A 19,458-nucleotide genomic window follows, 5' to 3' on the forward strand; every position below is an offset into this window, starting at 1 on the left:
AACATTTCAAGCATGAACATGAAGCAAGGCCGTAATGTGGTCGTCGTCGGGACCCAATGGGGTGACGAAGGCAAAGGCAAATTGGTGGACTGGTTGACCGAAAGCGCCCAGGGCGTGGTGCGTTTCCAGGGGGGGCACAACGCGGGCCACACCCTGGTGATCAATGGCGTCAAAACGGCCTTGCACCTGATCCCCAGCGGCATCATGCGTGCAGGCGTCAAGTGCTACATCGGCAACGGCGTGGTCTTGTCGGTGCCCAAATTGCTCGAAGAAATCGCCGGCCTTGAAAAAGCCGGGGTTGAAGTCCGTTCGCGGCTGCGCGTGAGCGAGGCTTGCCCCTTGATCCTGCCTTACCACGTCGCGCTGGATGTGGGCCGCGAGGCCGCCAAAGAGAAGGCGGGCACTGCCAAGATCGGCACCACTGGCCGTGGCATTGGGCCCGCTTATGAAGACAAAGTGGCTCGACGCGCCTTGCGTGTGCAAGACCTTAAATACCCTGAGCGATTTGCCACCAAGCTGCGTGAAAATTTGGCGTTGCACAACGAGGTGCTGGTCAACATTTTGGGCGCACCTCCAGTCGACTTTGACGCCACTTTCAACGAAGCCATGGCCTACGCCAAAGAGCTTCTGCCGATGGTGGCCGATGTGTCGCGCGAGCTGAACGACGCGCACAAAGCTGGCGCCAATTTGCTGTTTGAAGGCGCCCAAGGCACCTTGCTCGATGTGGACCATGGCACGTATCCCTTTGTGACCTCCAGCAATTGCGTGGCGGGCAATGCCGCCGCCGGGTCGGGGGTGGGCCCGGGCATGCTGCACTACATCTTGGGCATCACCAAAGCCTATTGCACCCGCGTGGGCGGTGGCCCTTTCCCGACCGAGCTCGATTGGGAAACCCCAGGCACCCCGGGTTATCACATGTCCACTGTGGGCGCCGAAAAGGGCGTGACCACCGGACGTTCACGCCGCTGTGGCTGGTTTGATGCCGCCTTGCTCAAACGCAGTGCCCAGGTCAACGGCCTGTCCGGTTTGTGCATCACCAAGCTGGATGTGCTGGATGGCCTGAAAGAGTTGCTGCTGTGCACCGGCTATGAGCTGGATGGTGAAACCATCGACATTTTGCCCATGGGCGCTGACGAAATCGCCCGTTGCAAGCCCATTTACGAAGTGATTCCCGGCTGGACTGAAACCACTGTGGGTGTGACAGACCTGGACAAACTGCCTGACACCGCACGCCGTTATCTGGCTCGCATTGCCGAAGTGACGGGCGTGCCCGTGCATGTGGTGTCCACCAGCCCCGACCGCGACCACACCATTTTGTTGCACAACCCTTTTGCGGCCTGAAAGTCTGGTTTTGCAAGCAGACATTGACCTCAACCCCTTTATTTTTGGAGAGAACCCATGTTGACCGAAGACGGCAAGCACCTGTATGTGAGTTACGACGAGTACCACAACCTGATTGAAAAACTCGCCATCAAAATCCACCAGTCGGGTTGGGAATTTGACAATATTTTGTGCCTGGCCCGAGGGGGCATGCGCCCAGGCGACATCTTGTCACGTGTTTTTGACAAGCCGCTGGCCATCATGTCCACGAGTTCTTACCGCGCTGAAGCCGGCACCTTGCAAGGCCACCTGGACATCGCCCGTTACATCACCACGCCCAAGGGGGAGATCGCTGGCAAAGTGCTGCTCGTTGACGATTTGGCCGACACCGGCCACACCCTGCGTGCGGTGGTGGACCAGCTGAAAAACAACTACAAGCCTGTGACCGAATTGCGCACCGCCGTGATCTGGACCAAAGGCGTGTCCAGTTTCAAGCCCGACTATTCGGTGGAAGATTTGCCGACCAACCCCTGGATTCACCAGCCTTTCGAGCCCTACGACAACATGCGCCCAGAAAAGTTGCTGGAAAAGTGGAGCGTCTGACCTCCTAGGTGTACCTGCCGCGCAGGATGTTTTTGCAGCCTCCTTCGGGAGGCTGTTTGCTTTAGGATGACAAGATGACCGATTCCAATTTCTCCAAGGGCATGACCGAGCTGATCCATCATCCCTACACCCCACCTGCAGGTTTTGATGCCCCTCAGCCAGGCGTGTTCAAAGCTTCCACGGTGTACTTTCCAAGCGTGGCCGACATGCGCCAACGGGAGTGGAAAGACAAATCGGCCTACACCTATGGGCTGCACGGCACACCCACCACCTACATGCTTGAAGAGCGCCTGTGCACCCTAGAAGGTGGCGCGCAGTGCGTGTTGGTGCCCAGTGGCCTGGCTGCTCTGGCGACCGTGGCCCTGGCCTTGCTCAAGAGCGGTGATGAGTTGTTGCTGCCAGACAATGCCTATGGCCCCAACAAGGCTTTGGCTGAAGGTGAGTTGCGCCACTACGGCATCACGCACCAACTGTACGACCCGATGAACCCAGACGATCTGGCCGGCAAGATCAATGCCCGCACACGCTTGGTGTGGTTGGAAGCGCCGGGATCGGTCAGCATGGAGTTTCCCGACTTACCCGAACTGGTGCGCCGCTGCAAGGCTCAATCCGTTTTGTGCGCCCTCGACAATACTTGGGGGGCGGGCCTGGCCTTCAAGCCCTTTGACTTGTTGGGTGATGGGTCTGGCGAACAGGGCAGTTTGGCCGTGGACATCAGTGCCCATGCACTCACCAAATACCCCAGCGGTGGCGGCGATGTGCTGATGGGCAGCATCGTCACGCAAGACCCGAAGTTGCACCTGAAAATCAAGTTGTGCCACATGCGATTGGGCCTGGGCGTTGGGGCCAACGATGCTGAAACCGTGTTGCGCTCTTTGCCCAGCATCGCCTTGCGTTACGCCGCGCACGACCAGACCGCACGCACACTGGCCGCTTGGTGGTTAAAGCAAGCGCAATGTGCTCAACTGCTGCACCCTGCCTTTGACGGCTCGCCTGGGCACGCCCATTGGCAAGCGCTGTGTCACCGCGCGCCCGGCACCGGATTGGCAGCAGGTTTGTTCAGCGTGATGATCGCCCCCCGATACACCCAAGCCCAAGTCGATGCCTTTTGCGATGGCTTGCAGCTGTTCAAAATTGGTTACAGCTGGGGTGGCCCGGTCAGTCTGGTGGTGCCTTATGACCTGGTGTCGATGCGACAAAGCTGGTCTGCGCATTTGAAGAATGGCACATTGGTGCGCTTTTCTGCAGGCCTTGAGTCGGCGCAAGACCTGCTGCTTGACTTGCATCAATCTGCGCGCGCCCATTTGCCCTTGGTGTGATGGCGCGCCTAAAAATTCGGCCGATACCCGTTTTGTGTTTGCAAAGTCAGTAGTTACCTGACTGTTCAGCGATGCACGGGTCGGCTAATCTGGTCAGCATGCACGCACCTCTGGATGGCCATGAACTCTGAACCCCAGCAACTGGTGGTGGCCACGGGTCAGCCCGACTCAGCCCATCCCGAGGGGTTGCCCAACATGGCATCGCCCTACGTGCCCCCACCGCCTGAGGGTCCGCAGTCGCGTATTCTGGTTTTGGGCTTTGCCGACCCCTTTCGCTGGCTGGCCCTTGGCTGGCATGACCTGCGGCAACACCCTGGCATCGCCTTGTTTTATGGTTTGTGCTTTTGGGGCATGGCCCAAGTGCTGGCCTTGGTTTTCAAACACCAGCCCGAATACACCATGTCACTGGTGTCGGGTTGTTTGCTGGTTGGGCCCTTTTTGGCCATGGGCTTGTACGAGGTCAGTCGCAAAAGAGAGCAGGGCGAGTTGCCCGACATGGCCTCGTCCTTGATGTGCTGGGATCGACATATCCGCAGCATGGGCATGCTGGTTTTGGTGCTCATGCTGATGGCCTTGCTTTGGGGACGAGCCTCGCTGGTGGTGTTTGCCGTTTTTTTCAACACCGGTATGCCATCGACCACGGGCGTCATCCAGGCGGTCTTCAACCCGCAAAATATCGAATTCCTGATGGTTTATCTGGCTGTGGGGGGCGTCTTTGCCGTGCTGGTATTTGGCCTGTCGGTGGTCTCTATCCCCATGATTCTCGACCGCGACACCGATGCCATTTCCGCAGGGATCACCAGCATGCGCGTGGTTTTGTCCAACCCTGGTGTGATGCTTTTATGGGGGCTTTTGTTGAGTGCCTTGGTGCTGGCTGCCTTGTGGCCATGGGCCTTGGGCATTGTCTTGGTGGGGCCGTGGCTCGGGCATGCCAGTTGGCACGCATACCGTTGCAGTGTCGAGTGGCAAGAAAGCCCGGAAGAAGCTGTTACATTGGGCAGCACAAATTAAAGGAGCCATCTTGGCCACACCCAACTACGGATTCGAAAAACGCCAGAAAGAACTGGCCAAGAAACGCAAAAAAGAAGACAAGCTCAAAGCCAAGTCCGACCGCAAGTCTGGTCTTTTTTCTGAAGATGGCACCGAGTTAGACGATCCACAAGCCGCCCCTGACGAGCCATCGGCGCCAGACGCGCCCGTCACACAAAACCCCAGCGCCTGACCGTGCATCAGCGCCGGCTTTACTGCGGCGCTTGGACCAGCCTGTGGGCCAGTGCCAGCATGTGGGCCATGCTGTGACTGGCAGGGGCAATCAGGGGGGCTTTGGCGTAATGCACAAAATTGTTCCCTGTTGAATTTTCATAACCCGGGTCGTAGTGACCTGACAGCAGTTCGGTCACTACCTCGCGCATTTCACCCCGCTCAATTCTTTCGTGCCAAGCTGCCACCACGGCTTTGCCGCGCAGCGCTGTCAAGCGTTCCAGACGGTCGGCAAACAGGGCACGATCTTGCGTGAAAAACGCATAGTCTTCCAGCAGCAAGTTCACCCGGTTTTCAAGCGACAGATCCACCCGCCAGCAAGGACTGGCGCGCATGGCCACCATCAATTCGGCGGGCACCGTCAGGTTGCCCACCTTCTTGCTTTCTGCTTCTACAAAAACCGGCCGATCGGTGCTGAACGAGCGCAATGCATCCCACACTTGCGTGTCAAAAGCTTTTTGTGTGGGTTGCGGCGTGCCTGGAATCAAGCCCAGCACCGAGCTGCGGTGACAGGCGATGGCCTCCAGGTCCAACACCTGGGCACCTGCTTGCGTCAGAGCCTGCAGCAAGCGGGTTTTACCGGAGCCAGTGGGGCCGCACAGCACTTGAAAATGCAGGCGTTGCGCCTGACGGGGAATGTCGTCCACCACGGCTTTGCGAAAGGCCTTGTAGCCGCCTTCGATCAGGTGCACCTTGAAGCCGATTTGCCCCAGGATCAGCGCCAGCGAGTTGCTGCGTTTGCCACCGCGCCAGCAATAAACGAGGGGTTGCCAGGTTCTGGGTTTGTCCATCACATGCGTTTCAATGTGCTGGGCGATATTTCTGGCCACCAGGGCGGCCCCCATTTTTTGTGCTTCAAACGGGTTGACCTGCTTGTACAGCGTGCCCACCTTGATGCGCTCTTCGTTGTTCAACGATGGCCAGTTCAGGGCGCCAGGCAAGTGGTCTTCGGCATGCTCCCCTTCAGAGCGAGCGTCCAAGATGGCATCAAACTGGTTCAATTTGGCCATGGCTTCTGTGGCCGGGATCAGGTGAACGCTCATTTCAATTGTTTCTTCAAAGTGGGCCAGACATTGGCCAGCATGCGCGGTTGCGCATCTTCGTTGGGGTGAATGCGGTCGGCTTGAAACCATTTCAGAGGCTCGGGGTCGTCGCCAATGCCTTTCAGAAAAAATGGCACCAGTGACGCCTTTTGCTTTTTGGCCACCTGGGCGTAGACGGCTTCGAACTGGCGCGCCATGTCGGGGCCGTAATTGGGGGGCATTTGCATGCCCAGCAGCAGCACCTGGGCACCTGCCGCCTGGGCCTGGCGCGTCATGGTGAGCAAGTTGTCTTGCGTCATGCTCAAAGGCAGACCGCGCAGGGCATCGTTGCCGCCCAATTCGATCACCACATGGCTGGGTTGGTGTTTTTGCAGCAGGGCAGCCATGCGTGAGCGGCCACCAGATGTGGTTTCGCCGCTGATGCTGGCGTTGAGCACCTCAACGCCGGGTTTTTCCTGGGCCAGTTTTTTTTGCAGCAAGGCGACCCAGCCCGTGCCGCGCGAGAGACCGTACTCGGCGCTCAGTGAATCACCCACCACCAAAACGCGCTGCGCTGGCGCAGCAGCAACGGGCGCCACAAAGCCCCAGCAGGCAAGGGCCAGCAGGCTACAGTTAAAGTGGCGTCGTCTTAACAAAGGTTTGTGCATGCCTGAATCCATTATTGCTGTGCGTGGCGTTTCAAAAAGTGTGCAGGATGCCAGTGGCCATCTGGACATTTTGCGCGGCATCGACTTTTCTTTGAATGCCGGTGAAACAGCCGCTATTGTCGGTGCTTCCGGTTCTGGAAAAAGCACCTTGCTGGCCATTTTGGCGGGGCTGGATACACCCAGCTCCGGCCAGGTGCTGCTGGCAGGGCAATCGCTGTTCGATTTGTCCGAGGACGAGCGCGCGGCGGTTCGGGCCCAGCATGTGGGTTTTGTGTTCCAGAGCTTTCAGCTCATGCCCAATCTGACCGCGCTTGAAAACGTCATGCTCCCACTCGAGTTGGCCGATCGGCACGATGCCCGCAGCACGGCCACGGCCATGCTGCAGCGCGTGGGCCTGGGTGAGCGCCTGAAACACTTGCCCAAGGTGCTTTCTGGGGGCGAGCAGCAGCGCGTTGCCTTGGCTCGGGCCTTTGTGGTGCAACCTGATTTGTTGTTGGCCGACGAGCCCACGGGCAGCCTTGACCATGCCACCGGCGAGGCCATCATGGACCTGATGTTTGCGCTCAACCGTGAGCAAGTCACCACCCTGGTGCTTGTCACGCACGACCGCCAACTGGCGGCCCGCTGTGAGCGCATGCTGGTGATTCAGGCTGGTCGCCTGTCGGAAGCCGTGGCTGATCAGGATGAAAGGCAGGCACCGTTTGCCAGCGTTGGCGCTGACAGTAGCTTGGACCAACGATAATCCTGGGCATGTCATCCCACAAAGTGCTGTTCGGCTTCCATGCCGTGGGCGTTCGCCTCAAGATCGCCCCCCAATCCGTTGTAGAAATCCATTACGAGGTCACCCGCCGCGACGCCCGCATGCGGACGTTCATCGACAAGGCCCGCGATTCCGGCATGCGCATGATCGAATCGGACGGTGAGCGCCTGGCCAAGCTGGCCGGTGGTCACGGTCACCAGGGCGTGGTGGCCATGGTTGCGCCCATGCCTCAAAACCATTCGCTGGACGACCTGCTCGACACTGTGGAAGGCCCGCCCTTGTTGCTGGTACTGGATGGCGTCACCGATCCGCACAACCTGGGCGCTTGCTTGCGCGTGGCCGATGGCGCGGGTGCACATGCCGTCATCGCCCCCAAAGACCATGCTGCCGGCATCAATGCCACCGTGGCCAAGGTGGCCAGCGGCGCTGCTGAGACCATGCCGTACTTCATGGTCACCAACCTGGCTCGGACTTTGGGCGAACTCAAGGAGCGCAGCATCTGGGTGGTGGGCACCAGCGACGATGCCCCACGCACCATTTACCAGGCCGACCTGAAGGTGCCCACCGCACTGGTTTTGGGTGCCGAAGGCGCTGGCATGCGCCAACTGACCCGCAAAAATTGCGATGAACTGGTCAGCATCCCGATGCGCGGGGCGGTGGAAAGCCTGAATGTTTCCGTAGCCAGTGGTGTCTGTCTCTACGAAGCTTTGCGACAGAGAACCTGAGCTGCCATCCCCCTTTTGCCCTGAGATCAAGCCATGAAAAAAACCTTCACTCGCCTCGCTGTGGTCACCGCTGTGCTGGCTACCAGCTTGGTTGCGGCCTGTACGCAAGAGCAGCAAAACAAGATCAGCCGCGACATCCAAAACTGGACGGGCACCAATGGTGTGATGGAGGTCTATGCCGGGGACAAACTGGTGCGTCGCTTTTTGAAAGTCGACAAGATCAGCACCGCTCTGGGCACCGACGACAAGTCGCCCCGTGCCTACCGCTACGGTTATGGCGTGCTCGATGAAAACCTGAACATGCTGGTCGATCCGGACGAAAAGAAGGTGTATTTCGAGGTCAGCGATTATTCGAATACGGTGTTCTTCGAGAACCCGCGCTGAGCCGTTTCAGACCCAGCCCAGGGCACCCAGCAGGGCGCCCAGACCAATCAACCACAGCATGTGCACGCGTGTGCGCCAGACCACCAGCGTGGTCAGGGCCGTCAGCACGTAGAGCGGCCAGTCGCGTGCAGGGTGGTTGTGGCTGAGCGTAAGCAGCCAGGCTGTGGCCAGCAACAGGGCGATCACGATGGGAGCCATGCCCGACTTGAAAGCCCGGATGCCGAGCTTCTCACGGTGCTGGTGCGCCCAGCGCGTGGCCGTATAGGTCAGCACCGAAGAAGGCAGCATGATGCCCAGCATGGTCACCACCACCCCCAGGCTGGCCAGACCCACGCTGACCCAGCCGCCCCCCAAACCTGCACCGGCATTCAGCCCCACGTTGAAGCCCATCAAAGCCACAAACAAAATATTGGGACCCGGTGCCGCTTGCGCCAAGGCAATGGACGAGGTGAACTGGGCATCGCTCAACCAATGGGTTTCGTCCACCAGAAAGCGGTGCATGTCGGGCGCTGTGGTGATGGCGCCCCCCACGGCCAGCAGCGACAAAGACGCAAAGTGGTTGAACAGGCTCAGCCAATCATGGGGCGACAGTTGCAGCACAGGGTTCATGGCGTGCCCGATGTTCGGCTGGCCTGCCGGGCCAATTGCAGATAAGCCCAGCTGCACGCCACCAGACCGGTGGCCAAAAGCACATAGGCCAGCGGCCAGCGCAACACGCCCACCCCCACAAAACTGGCGGTGGCCGACGCGATGCACATCGGCATGCCCATCGGGTTGCTGCGCAGGGCGCTGATCAACTTGAGGCCGACGGCCGCGATCAGTCCGGCAGACACCGCCCCCATACCGCGCAAAGCGCCTTGTGCCCATGTCTGATCTGATACGCCGCCAAAGGCCACAGCCACCAGCAAGACCACCACCATGGGGGCGGTCAGCATGCCTGCCATCCCCGCCAAAGCCCCGGCTAATCCAAAGTGGCGGCCACCGATCATCAGCGACAGGTTGATCACATTTGGGCCCGGCATGATCTGCGCAACGGCCCAGTCCTCGATAAATTGCTCGTTGGTCATCCAGCGTTTTTTCTCGACCATCTCGCGCTGCACCACGGCCAATACACCTCCAAAACCCTGCAGCGCCAACAGGGTGAACGACACAAAAATATCGGTTTTGGAATGGGGTCGATTCAGCAAGGCGGTTTCAGGCATGGGGGGCATTATCCCTGTGTGTTTCTGCAAATTCCTTGGCGTCCAGCCACAGCAACTGGCCGCGGCCGCCCTCACTCAGGCGCTCAGACAAGGCCACAGCCCGGGTTTCAGGCAGCGCGAAAAGCAAGCTCACCACGCTGGCGTGTGTGACCGTCTGCAACTGTGCCTGGGCCAGATCCAACTCGCGCCTTACCCAGCCCTCCAGGGCATAAGGCACGCTGCAGGCCAGTTGGACCGTTTGAATCAGCGCAATCTTCTTGGCCGTCAGCAGGGCCTGCGCCACGGCGTCGGTGTAGGCCCGCACCAGCCCACCTGCGCCAAGCTTGACGCCACCAAAGTAACGCACCACCGAGGCCATCACGCCTTGCAGGTCATGGTGCCGCAACACCTCCAGCATGGGTCGGCCCGCCGTGCCGCCAGGCTCGCCATCGTCATTCGCAGCCGATTGCCCACCGGCCAAAAGCGCCCAGCACACATGGGCCGCGTCCGGGTGCTCGGCCTTGAGTTGCGCCACCCGTCTCTGCGCTGCCTCGCGCCCGGCAACGGGTTCCACGCAGGCGATAAACCGGCTTTTTTTGATGACCAGTTCGTGCTGGGCAGGCTGCGCAAGGGAAAAAGGCATGGGGTCATTGTCCTGGATGTCCTAGGTGTCCTGAAATGGATGAGGCTGGCCGAATACCCGCTGGCTTCTTAAGCCCACCCCCAAGCCCCTACACTAGCGGGTTATCCCGATATCCAGCCCATGAACGCCTTTGTCGACGTCTCCTTTTTTCCGCGTGATGCCAAGCCGCTGACCAGTTACCGCAAGTTCTGGGCGCAGCGCTTCGGCACGGCCCCGATGTTGCCCATGAGCCGAGAGGAAATGACGCAACTGGGTTGGGACAGCTGCGACATCGTGCTGGTCACTGGCGACGCCTATGTGGACCACCCGAGTTTCGGCATGGCCGTGATTGGCCGCATGCTCGAAAACCAGGGTTTTCGGGTCGGCATCATTGCCCAGCCCGATTGGACCAGTGCCGAAGCCTTCAAGGCGCTGGGCAAGCCCAACCTGTTTTGGGGCGTGACCAGCGGCAACATGGATTCCATGATCAACCGCTACACCGCTGATCGCAAAATCCGCACCGACGACGCCTATACCCCGGGTGACGTGGGCGGCAAGCGGCCGGACCGCGCAGCCATCGTTTACAGCCAGCGCTGCCGTGAAGCATTTCCGGATACGCCCATTGTGCTGGGCGGCATCGAAGGCAGCTTGCGCCGCATCGCGCATTACGACTACTGGTCTGACAAGGTGCGCCGCTCGGTGGTGGTGGACAGCAAATGCGACTTGCTTTTGTACGGCAACGCTGAACGGGCGATTGTGGAGATCGCCCACCGCCTAGCCGCCCGTGAACCCGTGCAACAGATCACCGATGTGCGCGGCACCGCCTTTGTGCGTCGCCAGGGCGACGAGTCGGCCCAAGGCTGGTTCGAGATCAACTCCACCAGCGTGGATTCGCCCGGACACGTCGAGGCGCACATCAACCCGTATTTGATGATCTCCGACCAAGCGCGGGAGCAGGGCGCCACGTGCGCCCGGGAAGAAGAAGCCAAGGAAGTGGCCAATACCCACAACGCCCAAAACGTCGAGAGCGATTTGTCGGCGGCAGTAGCCCAGGCACGCGCCGTTCAATCGGCCATTCAGCCCCTGACATTTGTGCCCAACCCCGCGCTGCGTGGCAAAGGCACCCACAAAGTCCCGCCGCGTGACAAGAGCGTAATCCGTCTGCCCAGTTACGAGCAGGTCAAGTCCGACCCGGTGTTGTATGCCCACGCCAACCGTGTGCTGCACCTCGAGACCAACCCCGGCAATGCACGCTGCCTGGTGCAGGCGCACGGCGAGGGCACCACCGCCCGCGACGTCTGGATCACGCCGCCACCCATCCCGCTCACCACCGCAGAGATGGACCATGTGTTTGACCTGCCCTATGCGCGCAGCCCGCACCCACGTTATGCCGACGAGCAAGGCAGCCACGACCACACCACCAAAATTCCTGCGTGGGAGATGATTCGGTTCAGTGTCAACATCATGCGCGGCTGTTTCGGCGGCTGCACCTTTTGCTCGATCACCGAGCACGAAGGACGCATCATCCAGAGCCGTTCCGAAGAATCCGTCATTCGCGAAGTGGAGGAAATCCGCGACAAGGTCAAGGGTTTCACCGGTGTGATTTCAGACCTGGGTGGCCCCACGGCCAACATGTACCGTCTGGGCTGCAAAAGCCCCGAAATCGAATCGGCCTGCCGCAAACCCAGTTGCGTGTTCCCCGGTATCTGCCAGAACCTGACCACCGATCACGGCCCGTTGATCAACATGTACCGCCGGGCCCGAAATCTGCAGGGTATCAAGAAAATCCTGATCGGCTCGGGCCTGCGTTATGACCTGGCCGTGCAGTCGCCCGAGTACGTCAAAGAACTGGTGCAGCACCATGTCGGCGGCTATCTGAAGATCGCGCCCGAGCACACCGAGGGTGGCCCGCTGTCCAAGATGATGAAGCCCGGCATCGGCACCTACGACCGCTTCAAGTCGATGTTCGACAAATACAGCGAAGAGGTGGGCAAAAAGCAGTTTCTCATTCCGTATTTCATTGCAGCGCACCCTGGCACCAGTGACGACGACATGATGAACTTGGCCATCTGGCTCAAGAAGAACGGCTTTAGAGCCGACCAGGTGCAGACCTTCTACCCCAGCCCGATGGCCACAGCCACGGCCATGTACCACTCCACCCGCAACCCGCTGCGCAAGATCACTCGCGACAGTGAAAAGGTGGACGTGGTCAAAGGCGACAAACGCCGCCGTCTGCACAAGGCGTTTTTGCGCTACCACGATTCGAGCAATTGGCCGCTGCTGCGTGAAGCGCTCAAGGCCATGGGCCGCGCCGATTTGATCGGCAATGGCAAACACCACCTGATTCCGAGCTGGCAGCCGCTGGCCGAAGACGGCTACCAAAGCGCCCGGCGTAAAAACAGCACAGGGGCGGGGGCCAATTCTTCGGTGTCTTTGTCCACCACACCCAAGCGTTCAGTTCCGCCTAAAAAAGGGCAGATCCTGACTCAGCACACTGGATTGCCACCGCGCAAAAAGGGCTGAGGCGCAAGCGCGTGCAGTTCGTTCTTAAGCGGGCTGCAGCGCTGCCAGCAGTTCCGTCTCGATCTCGATCTGCGCTTTGTTTTGCTGCAGCTCGGCGCCACTGATCAAGAAGCTGTCTTCCACCCGTTCACCCAGGGTGCTGATTTTGGCCAGTTGCAGGTTGATGCCGTGCTTGGCCAGCACGCGGGCGATGCTGTAGAGCAAGCCATTGCGGTCACTGGCCGAGATGCTCAACAGCCAGTTTTGTGCTTTTTCATCGGGTTTGAGCGTGACCCTTGGGGTGACGGGAAAGCTTTTTACCCGGCGTGATACCCGGCCTTTGGTGGGTGTGGGCAAGGGGCCTTGGCGCTCCAGGGTTTGTGTCAGGCCCGACTCGACCATGGTCATCAACTCGCGGTAGTGCTCGGGCAGCAGGGTGGTCACGATCTGAAAGGTGTCCAGTGCCCAGCCGGTTCGGGTGGTGTGGATTTTGGCGTCCAGCACGCTGAACCCTGATTGGTCGAAGTGGCCGCAAATTCGGGCAAACAGGTCGGGCTGGTCGGGTGTGAACACCAGCACCTGCAGGCCTTCGCCCACAGGCGAGGGACGCGCCCGCACGATGGTGCGGGGCTGATCTTGCTTGGGCAGCGCCACATGGCGCGACAGTTGCCGTGTGTGCCAGGCGATGTCGGAGGCATCGTGTCGCATGAAATAGCCCACATCCAGCGTGTCCCAAAAAGCCTTGTGACCCTCATGGGGCTCCGCTTGGCGGGCCAATTCAATCAAGGCCTCGCGCTTTCGCGCTTCCACTTCAGCATTGGCGTCGGGTGCGCGGCCCCCCAGCACGCGCAGGGTGGATTTGTACAAATCTTCCAGCAGCTTGCCTTTCCAGGCGTTCCAGACTTTGGGGCTGGTACCCCGGATGTCGGCCACTGTCAGCAAGTACAACGCGGTCAGGCGCCGTTCATCACCCACGCGTTGTGCAAAGCGGCCAATGACTTCTGGTTCGCTCAGGTCTTCTTTTTGTGCGACGTGGCTCATCGTCAGGTGTTCGCCCACCAGGAACTCGATCAGCTGTGCATCGGCCTTGTCGATCTGGTGCTGGCGGCAGAAGGTGCGCACTTCAGTGATGCCCAGTTTGGAGTGGTCGCCGCCTCGGCCTTTGGCAATGTCATGAAACAGCGCGGCAGTGTACAAAATCCAGGGCTTGTCCCAGCCGCCCGCCAATTGAGAGCAAAACGGGTATTCGTGCGTGTGCTCGGCCATGAAAAAGCGCCGCACATTGCGCAGCACCATCAGGATGTGCTGGTCCACCGTGTAGGCATGAAACAGATCGTGCTGCATCTGGCCCACAATGCGCCGGAACACCCACAGGTAACGCCCCAGCACCGAGGTCTCGTTCATCAAGCGCATCGCGTGCGTGATGCCCTGGGGCTGTTGCAAGATCTGCAAAAAAACCTGGCGGTTCACGGGATCGCTGCGAAAACGCCCGTTCATGATGGCCCGCACGTTGTACAGCGCACGCAGCGTTCTGGCCGACAAACCCTTCACGCCTGGCGTTGCCTGGTACAGCAAAAAGGTCTCCAGGATGGCGTGCGGGTGCTTTTGGTACAGGTCATCGCTGGCCACTTCGATCAGGCCTGCCTTTTCAAAAAAACGCGCGTTCAAAGGTCGAAAATCATTGACGTCTTCGCCCCGGTCCGCTTTCAAACGGTCTTCGATGTTGAGCAGCAAAATCTGGTTGAGCTGCGTCACCGCTTTCGCCGCCCAATAGTATTGGCGCATCAGCTTTTCGCTGGCGCGCAAAGCCAGGCGGCCCTCGGGCGTCACGTCCGAGGTGTAGCCAAACGACTCGGCCACATTGGTTTGCAGGTCAAACACCAGACGGTCTTCACGGCGTTTGGCCTGCAGATGCAACCGGGCTCGGATCAAGCCGATCAGGGCTTCATTGCGTTTGATTTGACGAGCCTCCAGGGGGGTGGCCAGGCCTTTGCGGGCGAGCTCATCCCAGCTGTGTCCCAGACCCGCTGCACGGGCCACCCACAAGATCACCTGCAAATCGCGCAGGCCACCCGGTGACTCTTTGCAATTGGGCTCCAGCGCGTAAGGCGTGTCTTCAAACTTGGTGTGGCGTTGGCGCATCTCCAGGGTTTTGGCGATCAAAAAAGCCTGCGGGTCCATGGCGGCCTGAAAGTGCTTTTGAAATTCGGTGAACAAGCGGGTGTTGCCGGTCACTCGGCGTGACTCGAGCAGAGATGTTTGTACCGTGATGTCCTTGGCGGATTCGGCCAAGCATTCACCCAGGGTGCGCACGCTGGAGCCGATCTCAAGGCCAGTGTCCCAACAGCTGCCAATAAAACGCTCCAACTGGCCTTGCAGTTCGGGGGTGTTTTCAGGCGACTGGCCGTCAGGCAGCAGCACCAGCACGTCGACATCGGAATACGGGAACAGTTCGGCTCGGCCAAACCCGCCCACGGCCACCAAGCTCAATTCTGAAGAAAAGCCTGCGTTCTGCCACAACTGGATCAGCAAACCATCGGCCAGGATGGACAGTTGCTTCAGGGTCTGTTTGAGTCCCCGCGCCGCCGAACCGCTGTTGGCCAGGGAGAGCAGCACAGCCGCTTTGTCGTGCTTGTAAGTGTCGCGCAACAAGGCCAGCTTGGCCAACGGGTCCTGGGGGTTCATCTCAAGCTGAGGCTTTGTCGGTGATGAAGGCTGGAATCGGTGGGCTGCCTGCGGACAAGGTCAGCACTTCGTAGCCGGTTTCAGTCACCACCACGGTGTGTTCCCACTGGGCGGACAGAGAATGGTCCTTGGTCACGATGGTCCAGCCATCGCCCATTTCCTTGATGTCGCGTTTGCCAGCGTTGATCATCGGCTCGATGGTGAAAATCATGCCGGGCACCAGTTGCACCAAGGTGCCTGGTTTGCCGTAATGCAGCACTTGCGGTTCCTCGTGAAAGCCCCGGCCAATGCCGTGGCCGCAAAACTCACGCACCACCGAAAAGCCATGGCCCTCGGCAAATTTCTGAATCGCATGGCCAATGTCGCCCAGATGGGCGCCGGGCTTGACTTGCTCGATGCCTTTCCACATGGCTTCGTACGTCAGTGTGGCCAGCCGTTTGGCTGCGATGGGGGCTTCGCCCACATGAAACATGCGGCTCGTGTCACCGTGCCAGCCTTCTTTGATGGTGGTGATGTCGATGTTGAGCGAATCGCCTTTTTTAAGGGGTTTGTCGTTCGGTATGCCGTGGCAGACCTGGTGGTTGATCGACGTGCAGATGGACTTGGGGTAAGGCTTGTAGCCACCCGGTGCATAGTTCAGCGGCGCAGGGATGCATTGCTGCACATCGACCATGTAGTCGTGACACAACTTGTCGATTTCGTTGGTGGTGATGCCCGGTTTGATGAAGGGCTCGATGAAGTCGAGGACTTCTGAAGCCAGGCGGCATGCTACGCGCATGCCTTCGATGTCAGCAGCTGTTTTGAGGGTGATCGTCATAGGAGATAGATTATCCCATCGACTCACCTGAAGCGCTGGCTTGCAGGTCTTCCTGCTTTTTGGAGTCCTGAACCCTGGACTTGCGGGTTAACACGGATTAGGGCGATCCAGGATTCACTGTATTCTGTATACAGACATGAAAGCTCAACTCATCCAACTGGCCACAGCCCCTGATCTGGTCGAACAGGTTTATGCCCGTTTGCTCGACGCCATCAGCGAAGGGGCACTGCAGCCGGGCGAACGCCTGACCCAGGAAGACCTGGCGCAACGATTTGCGGTGTCTCGCCAACCTGTGTTGCAAGCACTGCGCTTGCTGAAAAAAGATGGTTTTGTAGAAGATGCGCCTGGTCGGGGTGTGCAAGTGACCCAGCTTGATGTGGCGTGGATTGCCAAGGTCTATCAGGTACGGGGCACTCTGGACGCTTTGGCGGTGCGCTTGGCCGCCGAACGGGGGGCAAAACTTGACCCTGAGATCTTCACGCAGGGCCGACAGGCCGAATCGAGCCAAGACGTCAAAGCCATGGTCGATGCCGACCTGGCCTTTCATCGGGCCGTCTACCAAGCCTCGGGAAACCCCCTGATTGCGCAGAGCATCGATCTGCACTGGCACCACCTGAAACGTGTCATGGGTGCGGTGCTGCAGTCTTCGCACCAACGCCAAACCGTTTGGGACGAACACGAAGCGATTGCGCAAGCGATGGCCCAAGGTGACGCTGAATTGGCCGTGCGCCTGGTGCAAGAACACGCACACGAAGCCAGCGTGCAACTCACGGCACGACTGTCAGAGCAACTCTCATTCAAACCATAACCTGGAGCACGAGCATGAAACTCACACCTGAACAATTGGCGCAATTTGACCGCGATGGCTATCTTTTTTTCCCGGGATTGTTCACACCTGAAGAAACCAAAAACCTGAACGATGCCGTTCCTGAGTTGTACAGCCGCCGAGAGGCTTTCAACGTGCGCGAAAAAGGCAGCGAAGCCGTGCGCACCAACTTTGCCGCCCACATGTACAGCGAGCCTTTTGCCAAGCTGGCCCGCCACCCCCGCATGATCGAGCCCGTGCAAGATTTGTTTGGCGAAGAACTCTACATGCACCAATTCAAAATCAACGGCAAGATGGCCTTCGAGGGTGATGTGTGGCAATGGCACCAAGACTACGGCACTTGGCTGAACGACGACCACATGCCCACCGAGCGGGCCATGAACGTGGCGATTTTTCTGGACGATGTGAACGCCTTCAACGGCCCGCTGATGTTCATCCCCGGCAGCCACAAAAAAGGCGTGGTCGAAGCCAAACACGACCTGTCCACCACCAGCTACCCATTGTGGACAGTGGACAACAACCTGATTCGCCAGCTGGTGCAACGCGCCGGTGACAAAGACGGCGGCATCGTCAGCCCTACCGGCCCCGCAGGATCGATGATCCTGTTCCACAGCTGCCTGGTGCACGCCTCCACCAGCAACCTGTCGCCCTGGAACCGCGTGAGCGTTTACCTGAGCTTGTGCGCGGTGTCCAACCACATCCGCCGTCACAAGCGCCCCGAATACATCGCGCACCGCGACTTCACGCCCATCACTTGCCTGCCCGACGATTGCCTGCTGAACCCTTATCCAGTCGATCTGCCCTGGAAAAACGGCATGCCCGCCAGTGCCCTTGAAACCTCGCTCGAAGAACTGAAAGCCGCCTGATGAACCTGCACGCCAAACTCCTGCAACGCGCTGCAGAAAACCGCCCGATCCGCATCGGCCTGATCGGTGCGGGCAAATTCGGCTCCATGTATTTGGCGCAGATTCCGCGCACCCCTGGTGTGCATTTGGTGGGCATCGCCGATCTGTCGCCCACTGCCGCCCGCGCCAACTTGGCCCGCGTGGGCTGGGCCGCCGAGCGCCTGAGCGCGAAAAGCCTGGACGAAGCGGTCAAACTGGGCAGCACCCACGTGGGTGACGACTGGCAAAGCCTGGTGCGCCACCCGGCGGTGGACGTGATTGTCGAATGCACAGGCTCGCCCCTGCATGCGGTGGACCACATCCTGGAGGCATTTGCAAACCGCAAACACGTGGTGAACGTGACGGTGGAGGCCGATGCCTTTTGCGGCCCCCTGTTGGCCACCCGGGCGCAAACGGCGGGCGTGGTGTATTCATTGGCTTTTGGCGATCAACCTGCCCTGATTTGTGATCTGGTGGATTGGGCGCGTACCTGTGGTTTCCCGGTGGTGGCGGCTGGCCGTGGCCACAAATGGTTGCCGCACTTTTGCGAGTCCACACCCGAAACGGTCTGGGGCTATTACGGCTTGTCACCTGAGCAGGCTGAGCGCGGTGGGCTCAACCCCAAAATGTTCAACAGCTTTCTGGACGGCTCCAAACCCTCGATCGAGAGCACGGCCGTGTCCAATGCCACGGGCTTGGGTGTGCCCAGCAATGGCTTGCTGTACCCGCCGGCCAGCGTAGAGGACATCCCGTATGTCACCCGGCCGATCTCGGAAGGTGGTCTGCTGGAGCGCAAAGGCATGGTCGAGGTGATCTCCAGCCTAGAAAAAGATGGCCGGAAAATACCTTATGACATCCGCATGGGCGTGTGGGTCACGGTGGAGGCCGAGACCGACTACATCAAAAACTGTTTTGAAGAGTACAACGCCCACACCGATCCATCTGGCCGCTACTTCACCCTCTACAAACGCTGGCACCTGATCGGACTGGAAGTGGGTGTGAGCGTGGCCAGCGTGGCCCTGCGCAATGAACCGACCGGTGTGGCCATCGGCTGGAACGCCGATGTGGTGGCCACCGCCAAGCGCGACCTGAAACCCGGCGACATGCTGGACGGCGAGGGCGGCTACACCGTTTGGGGCAAGTTGCTGCCTGCAGCCACTTCAAAGCGCATGGGCGGTGTGCCTCTGGGCCTGGCACATGGGGTGAAAGTCTTGCGGCCCGTGGCCAAAGGCCAAAGCCTCAGCTGGGACGACGTTGCCATGGACACCAGCACGCACGCCTACAAAATCCGGCGCGAGATGGAGGCTACGTCGGTTTTGGGTTGATCTGCGCGGGGAACAGTGGCGTCAGGCCGCCTCGGTCTGGCATTTGTTTTTCGGGTCACTTGCACAGAGCCTTACCCTGCACAAGCGTTCTTGTGTGGACACCCCGAGCGCGCATGGGTGCGTGCGTCTTGGGTGTCGCTCTTGGCTTGCTCAAATGCTTCGGCTTGCCGTGCCGGAGGCCCTCCGAATCAGGGTTTCCCCGGCTAAAATAGCCGCTTTGCCGGTCGGTCCCAGTCAGCGGCCCCGGCGCTGCGGTTATCCGTCCCTTTACAAGGCCACCCCGTGTCCCTGCACATCACGATTTTCGAAGGCGCAAGCGCACTCAGCGGCTTTCGCATGACCCAGCTTCTGGCGCGACTGGCAGCCATCTCACCGCAAATTCAAGGCATTTCAGCCCGTTTCGTGCATTTGGTAGCCAGCACGGCGCTCTTACAAGACACCCAAAAGCAAACCCTGTCGGCACTGCTCACTTATGGCGAGCCTTATTCAGGCGCCACCGACGGCCCAGTGCTGGTGGTCAGCCCCCGTTTGGGAACGGTGTCGCCCTGGGCGTCC

At 59.7% G+C, this 19,458-nt stretch carries 20 protein-coding genes; 13 read left to right on the forward strand and 7 right to left on the reverse strand.

The features are described from left to right. Positions 1-12 precede the first annotated feature (12 nt). The 5 genes from ACIQ3A_RS09430 (at position 13) to ACIQ3A_RS09450 (ending at position 4,464) form a co-directional block, all read left to right on the forward strand. Positions 13-1,341 carry an adenylosuccinate synthase gene (locus ACIQ3A_RS09430; protein WP_396431506.1) on the forward strand — a complete coding sequence of 443 codons (1,329 nt, stop codon included), beginning with the start codon at positions 13-15 and terminating at the stop codon, positions 1,339-1,341. A gap of 57 nt (positions 1,342-1,398) precedes the next feature. Further along, positions 1,399-1,923 carry a phosphoribosyltransferase gene (locus ACIQ3A_RS09435; RefSeq protein ID WP_396431488.1) on the forward strand — a complete coding sequence of 175 codons (525 nt, stop codon included), beginning with the start codon at positions 1,399-1,401 and terminating at the stop codon, positions 1,921-1,923. Between the two features lie 74 nt (positions 1,924-1,997). After that, on the forward strand, positions 1,998-3,242 hold the full coding sequence (locus ACIQ3A_RS09440) for a PLP-dependent transferase (protein ID WP_396431489.1): 1,245 nt from the start codon (positions 1,998-2,000) through the stop codon (positions 3,240-3,242). A 195-nt stretch (positions 3,243-3,437) separates the two neighbouring features. Further along, complete coding sequence (locus ACIQ3A_RS09445; protein ID WP_396431507.1) at positions 3,438-4,253, forward strand: DUF2189 domain-containing protein; 816 nt, start codon at positions 3,438-3,440, stop codon at positions 4,251-4,253. A gap of 10 nt (positions 4,254-4,263) precedes the next feature. Beyond that, positions 4,264-4,464 carry a hypothetical protein gene (locus tag ACIQ3A_RS09450; protein ID WP_396431490.1) on the forward strand — a complete coding sequence of 67 codons (201 nt, stop codon included), beginning with the start codon at positions 4,264-4,266 and terminating at the stop codon, positions 4,462-4,464. A 19-nt stretch (positions 4,465-4,483) separates the two neighbouring features. Here the strand turns inward: ACIQ3A_RS09450 and mnmH are convergent, their stop codons facing one another. Next, on the reverse strand, positions 4,484-5,545 hold the full coding sequence (gene mnmH, locus ACIQ3A_RS09455; RefSeq protein ID WP_396431491.1) for a tRNA 2-selenouridine(34) synthase MnmH: 1,062 nt from the start codon (positions 5,543-5,545) through the stop codon (positions 4,484-4,486). Next, complete coding sequence (locus ACIQ3A_RS09460) at positions 5,542-6,192, reverse strand: arylesterase (RefSeq protein WP_396431492.1); 651 nt, start codon at positions 6,190-6,192, stop codon at positions 5,542-5,544. Before ACIQ3A_RS09460 ends, mnmH begins: the two co-directional genes overlap by 4 nt. Here ACIQ3A_RS09460 and ACIQ3A_RS09465 point away from each other — a divergent pair. Genes ACIQ3A_RS09465 through ACIQ3A_RS09475 form a run of 3 tightly spaced genes read left to right on the forward strand, consistent with a single transcriptional unit; the run spans position 6,191 to position 8,061 of the window. After that, the gene (locus ACIQ3A_RS09465; RefSeq protein ID WP_396431493.1) at positions 6,191-6,934 is read left to right on the forward strand and encodes an ABC transporter ATP-binding protein; all 744 of its coding nucleotides are present in this window, start codon (positions 6,191-6,193) and stop codon (positions 6,932-6,934) included. The genes ACIQ3A_RS09460 and ACIQ3A_RS09465 overlap by 2 nt on opposite strands. A gap of 8 nt (positions 6,935-6,942) precedes the next feature. Next, a complete protein-coding gene (gene rlmB / locus ACIQ3A_RS09470; RefSeq protein ID WP_396431494.1) occupies positions 6,943-7,677 on the forward strand; it encodes a 23S rRNA (guanosine(2251)-2'-O)-methyltransferase RlmB in 735 nt (244 codons plus the stop codon). A gap of 33 nt (positions 7,678-7,710) precedes the next feature. Beyond that, positions 7,711-8,061 carry a hypothetical protein gene (locus ACIQ3A_RS09475; RefSeq protein ID WP_396431495.1) on the forward strand — a complete coding sequence of 117 codons (351 nt, stop codon included), beginning with the start codon at positions 7,711-7,713 and terminating at the stop codon, positions 8,059-8,061. 6 nt (positions 8,062-8,067) lie between these two features. On the opposite strand, the gene ACIQ3A_RS09480 is transcribed toward ACIQ3A_RS09475, so the two are convergent. From ACIQ3A_RS09480 to ACIQ3A_RS09490, 3 genes are read right to left on the reverse strand one after another with little or no spacing between them, the layout of a single operon-like run. Next, positions 8,068-8,670: a chromate transporter gene (locus ACIQ3A_RS09480; protein ID WP_396431496.1), complete on the reverse strand. Its 603-nt coding sequence runs from the start codon at positions 8,668-8,670 to the stop codon at positions 8,068-8,070. Beyond that, complete coding sequence (locus tag ACIQ3A_RS09485; RefSeq protein ID WP_396431497.1) at positions 8,667-9,272, reverse strand: chromate transporter; 606 nt, start codon at positions 9,270-9,272, stop codon at positions 8,667-8,669. The genes ACIQ3A_RS09480 and ACIQ3A_RS09485 overlap by 4 nt, the downstream gene beginning before the upstream one ends. Beyond that, on the reverse strand, positions 9,256-9,885 hold the full coding sequence (locus tag ACIQ3A_RS09490; protein ID WP_396431498.1) for an IMPACT family protein: 630 nt from the start codon (positions 9,883-9,885) through the stop codon (positions 9,256-9,258). Before ACIQ3A_RS09490 ends, ACIQ3A_RS09485 begins: the two co-directional genes overlap by 17 nt. 120 nt (positions 9,886-10,005) lie before the next feature. Here ACIQ3A_RS09490 and ACIQ3A_RS09495 point away from each other — a divergent pair, with 120 nt between their 5' ends. Continuing rightward, the gene (locus tag ACIQ3A_RS09495; RefSeq protein WP_396431499.1) at positions 10,006-12,387 is read left to right on the forward strand and encodes a YgiQ family radical SAM protein; all 2,382 of its coding nucleotides are present in this window, start codon (positions 10,006-10,008) and stop codon (positions 12,385-12,387) included. A 24-nt stretch (positions 12,388-12,411) separates the two neighbouring features. Here the strand turns inward: ACIQ3A_RS09495 and ACIQ3A_RS09500 are convergent, their stop codons facing one another. Both ACIQ3A_RS09500 and map read right to left on the reverse strand, forming a co-directional pair. After that, positions 12,412-15,051 carry a [protein-PII] uridylyltransferase gene (locus ACIQ3A_RS09500; RefSeq protein ID WP_396431500.1) on the reverse strand — a complete coding sequence of 880 codons (2,640 nt, stop codon included), beginning with the start codon at positions 15,049-15,051 and terminating at the stop codon, positions 12,412-12,414. A 1-nt stretch (position 15,052) separates the two neighbouring features. After that, the gene (gene map / locus ACIQ3A_RS09505) at positions 15,053-15,868 is read right to left on the reverse strand and encodes a type I methionyl aminopeptidase (RefSeq protein WP_396431501.1); all 816 of its coding nucleotides are present in this window, start codon (positions 15,866-15,868) and stop codon (positions 15,053-15,055) included. A 136-nt stretch (positions 15,869-16,004) separates the two neighbouring features. On the opposite strand from map, the gene ACIQ3A_RS09510 reads away from it, so the two are divergent. The 4 genes from ACIQ3A_RS09510 to ACIQ3A_RS09525 all read left to right on the forward strand — a co-directional run. Further along, positions 16,005-16,676: a GntR family transcriptional regulator gene (locus ACIQ3A_RS09510; protein ID WP_396431502.1), complete on the forward strand. Its 672-nt coding sequence runs from the start codon at positions 16,005-16,007 to the stop codon at positions 16,674-16,676. 14 nt (positions 16,677-16,690) lie between these two features. Further along, positions 16,691-17,560, forward strand: coding sequence for a phytanoyl-CoA dioxygenase family protein (locus ACIQ3A_RS09515; RefSeq protein ID WP_396431503.1), 870 nt, complete (start codon positions 16,691-16,693; stop codon positions 17,558-17,560). Further along, positions 17,560-18,903, forward strand: a complete 1,344-nt coding sequence (locus ACIQ3A_RS09520; protein ID WP_396431504.1) for an NAD(P)H-dependent oxidoreductase — start codon at positions 17,560-17,562, stop codon at positions 18,901-18,903. The genes ACIQ3A_RS09515 and ACIQ3A_RS09520 overlap by 1 nt, the downstream gene beginning before the upstream one ends. A 282-nt stretch (positions 18,904-19,185) precedes the next feature. Then, positions 19,186-19,458: hypothetical protein (locus ACIQ3A_RS09525; RefSeq protein WP_396431505.1), on the forward strand; the 273-nt coding region annotated here is incomplete at its 3' end.

Source organism: Limnohabitans sp., from assembly GCF_044361985.1.
In the GTDB taxonomy this organism is placed as follows: Bacteria; Pseudomonadota; Gammaproteobacteria; order Burkholderiales; family Burkholderiaceae_C; genus Limnohabitans_A.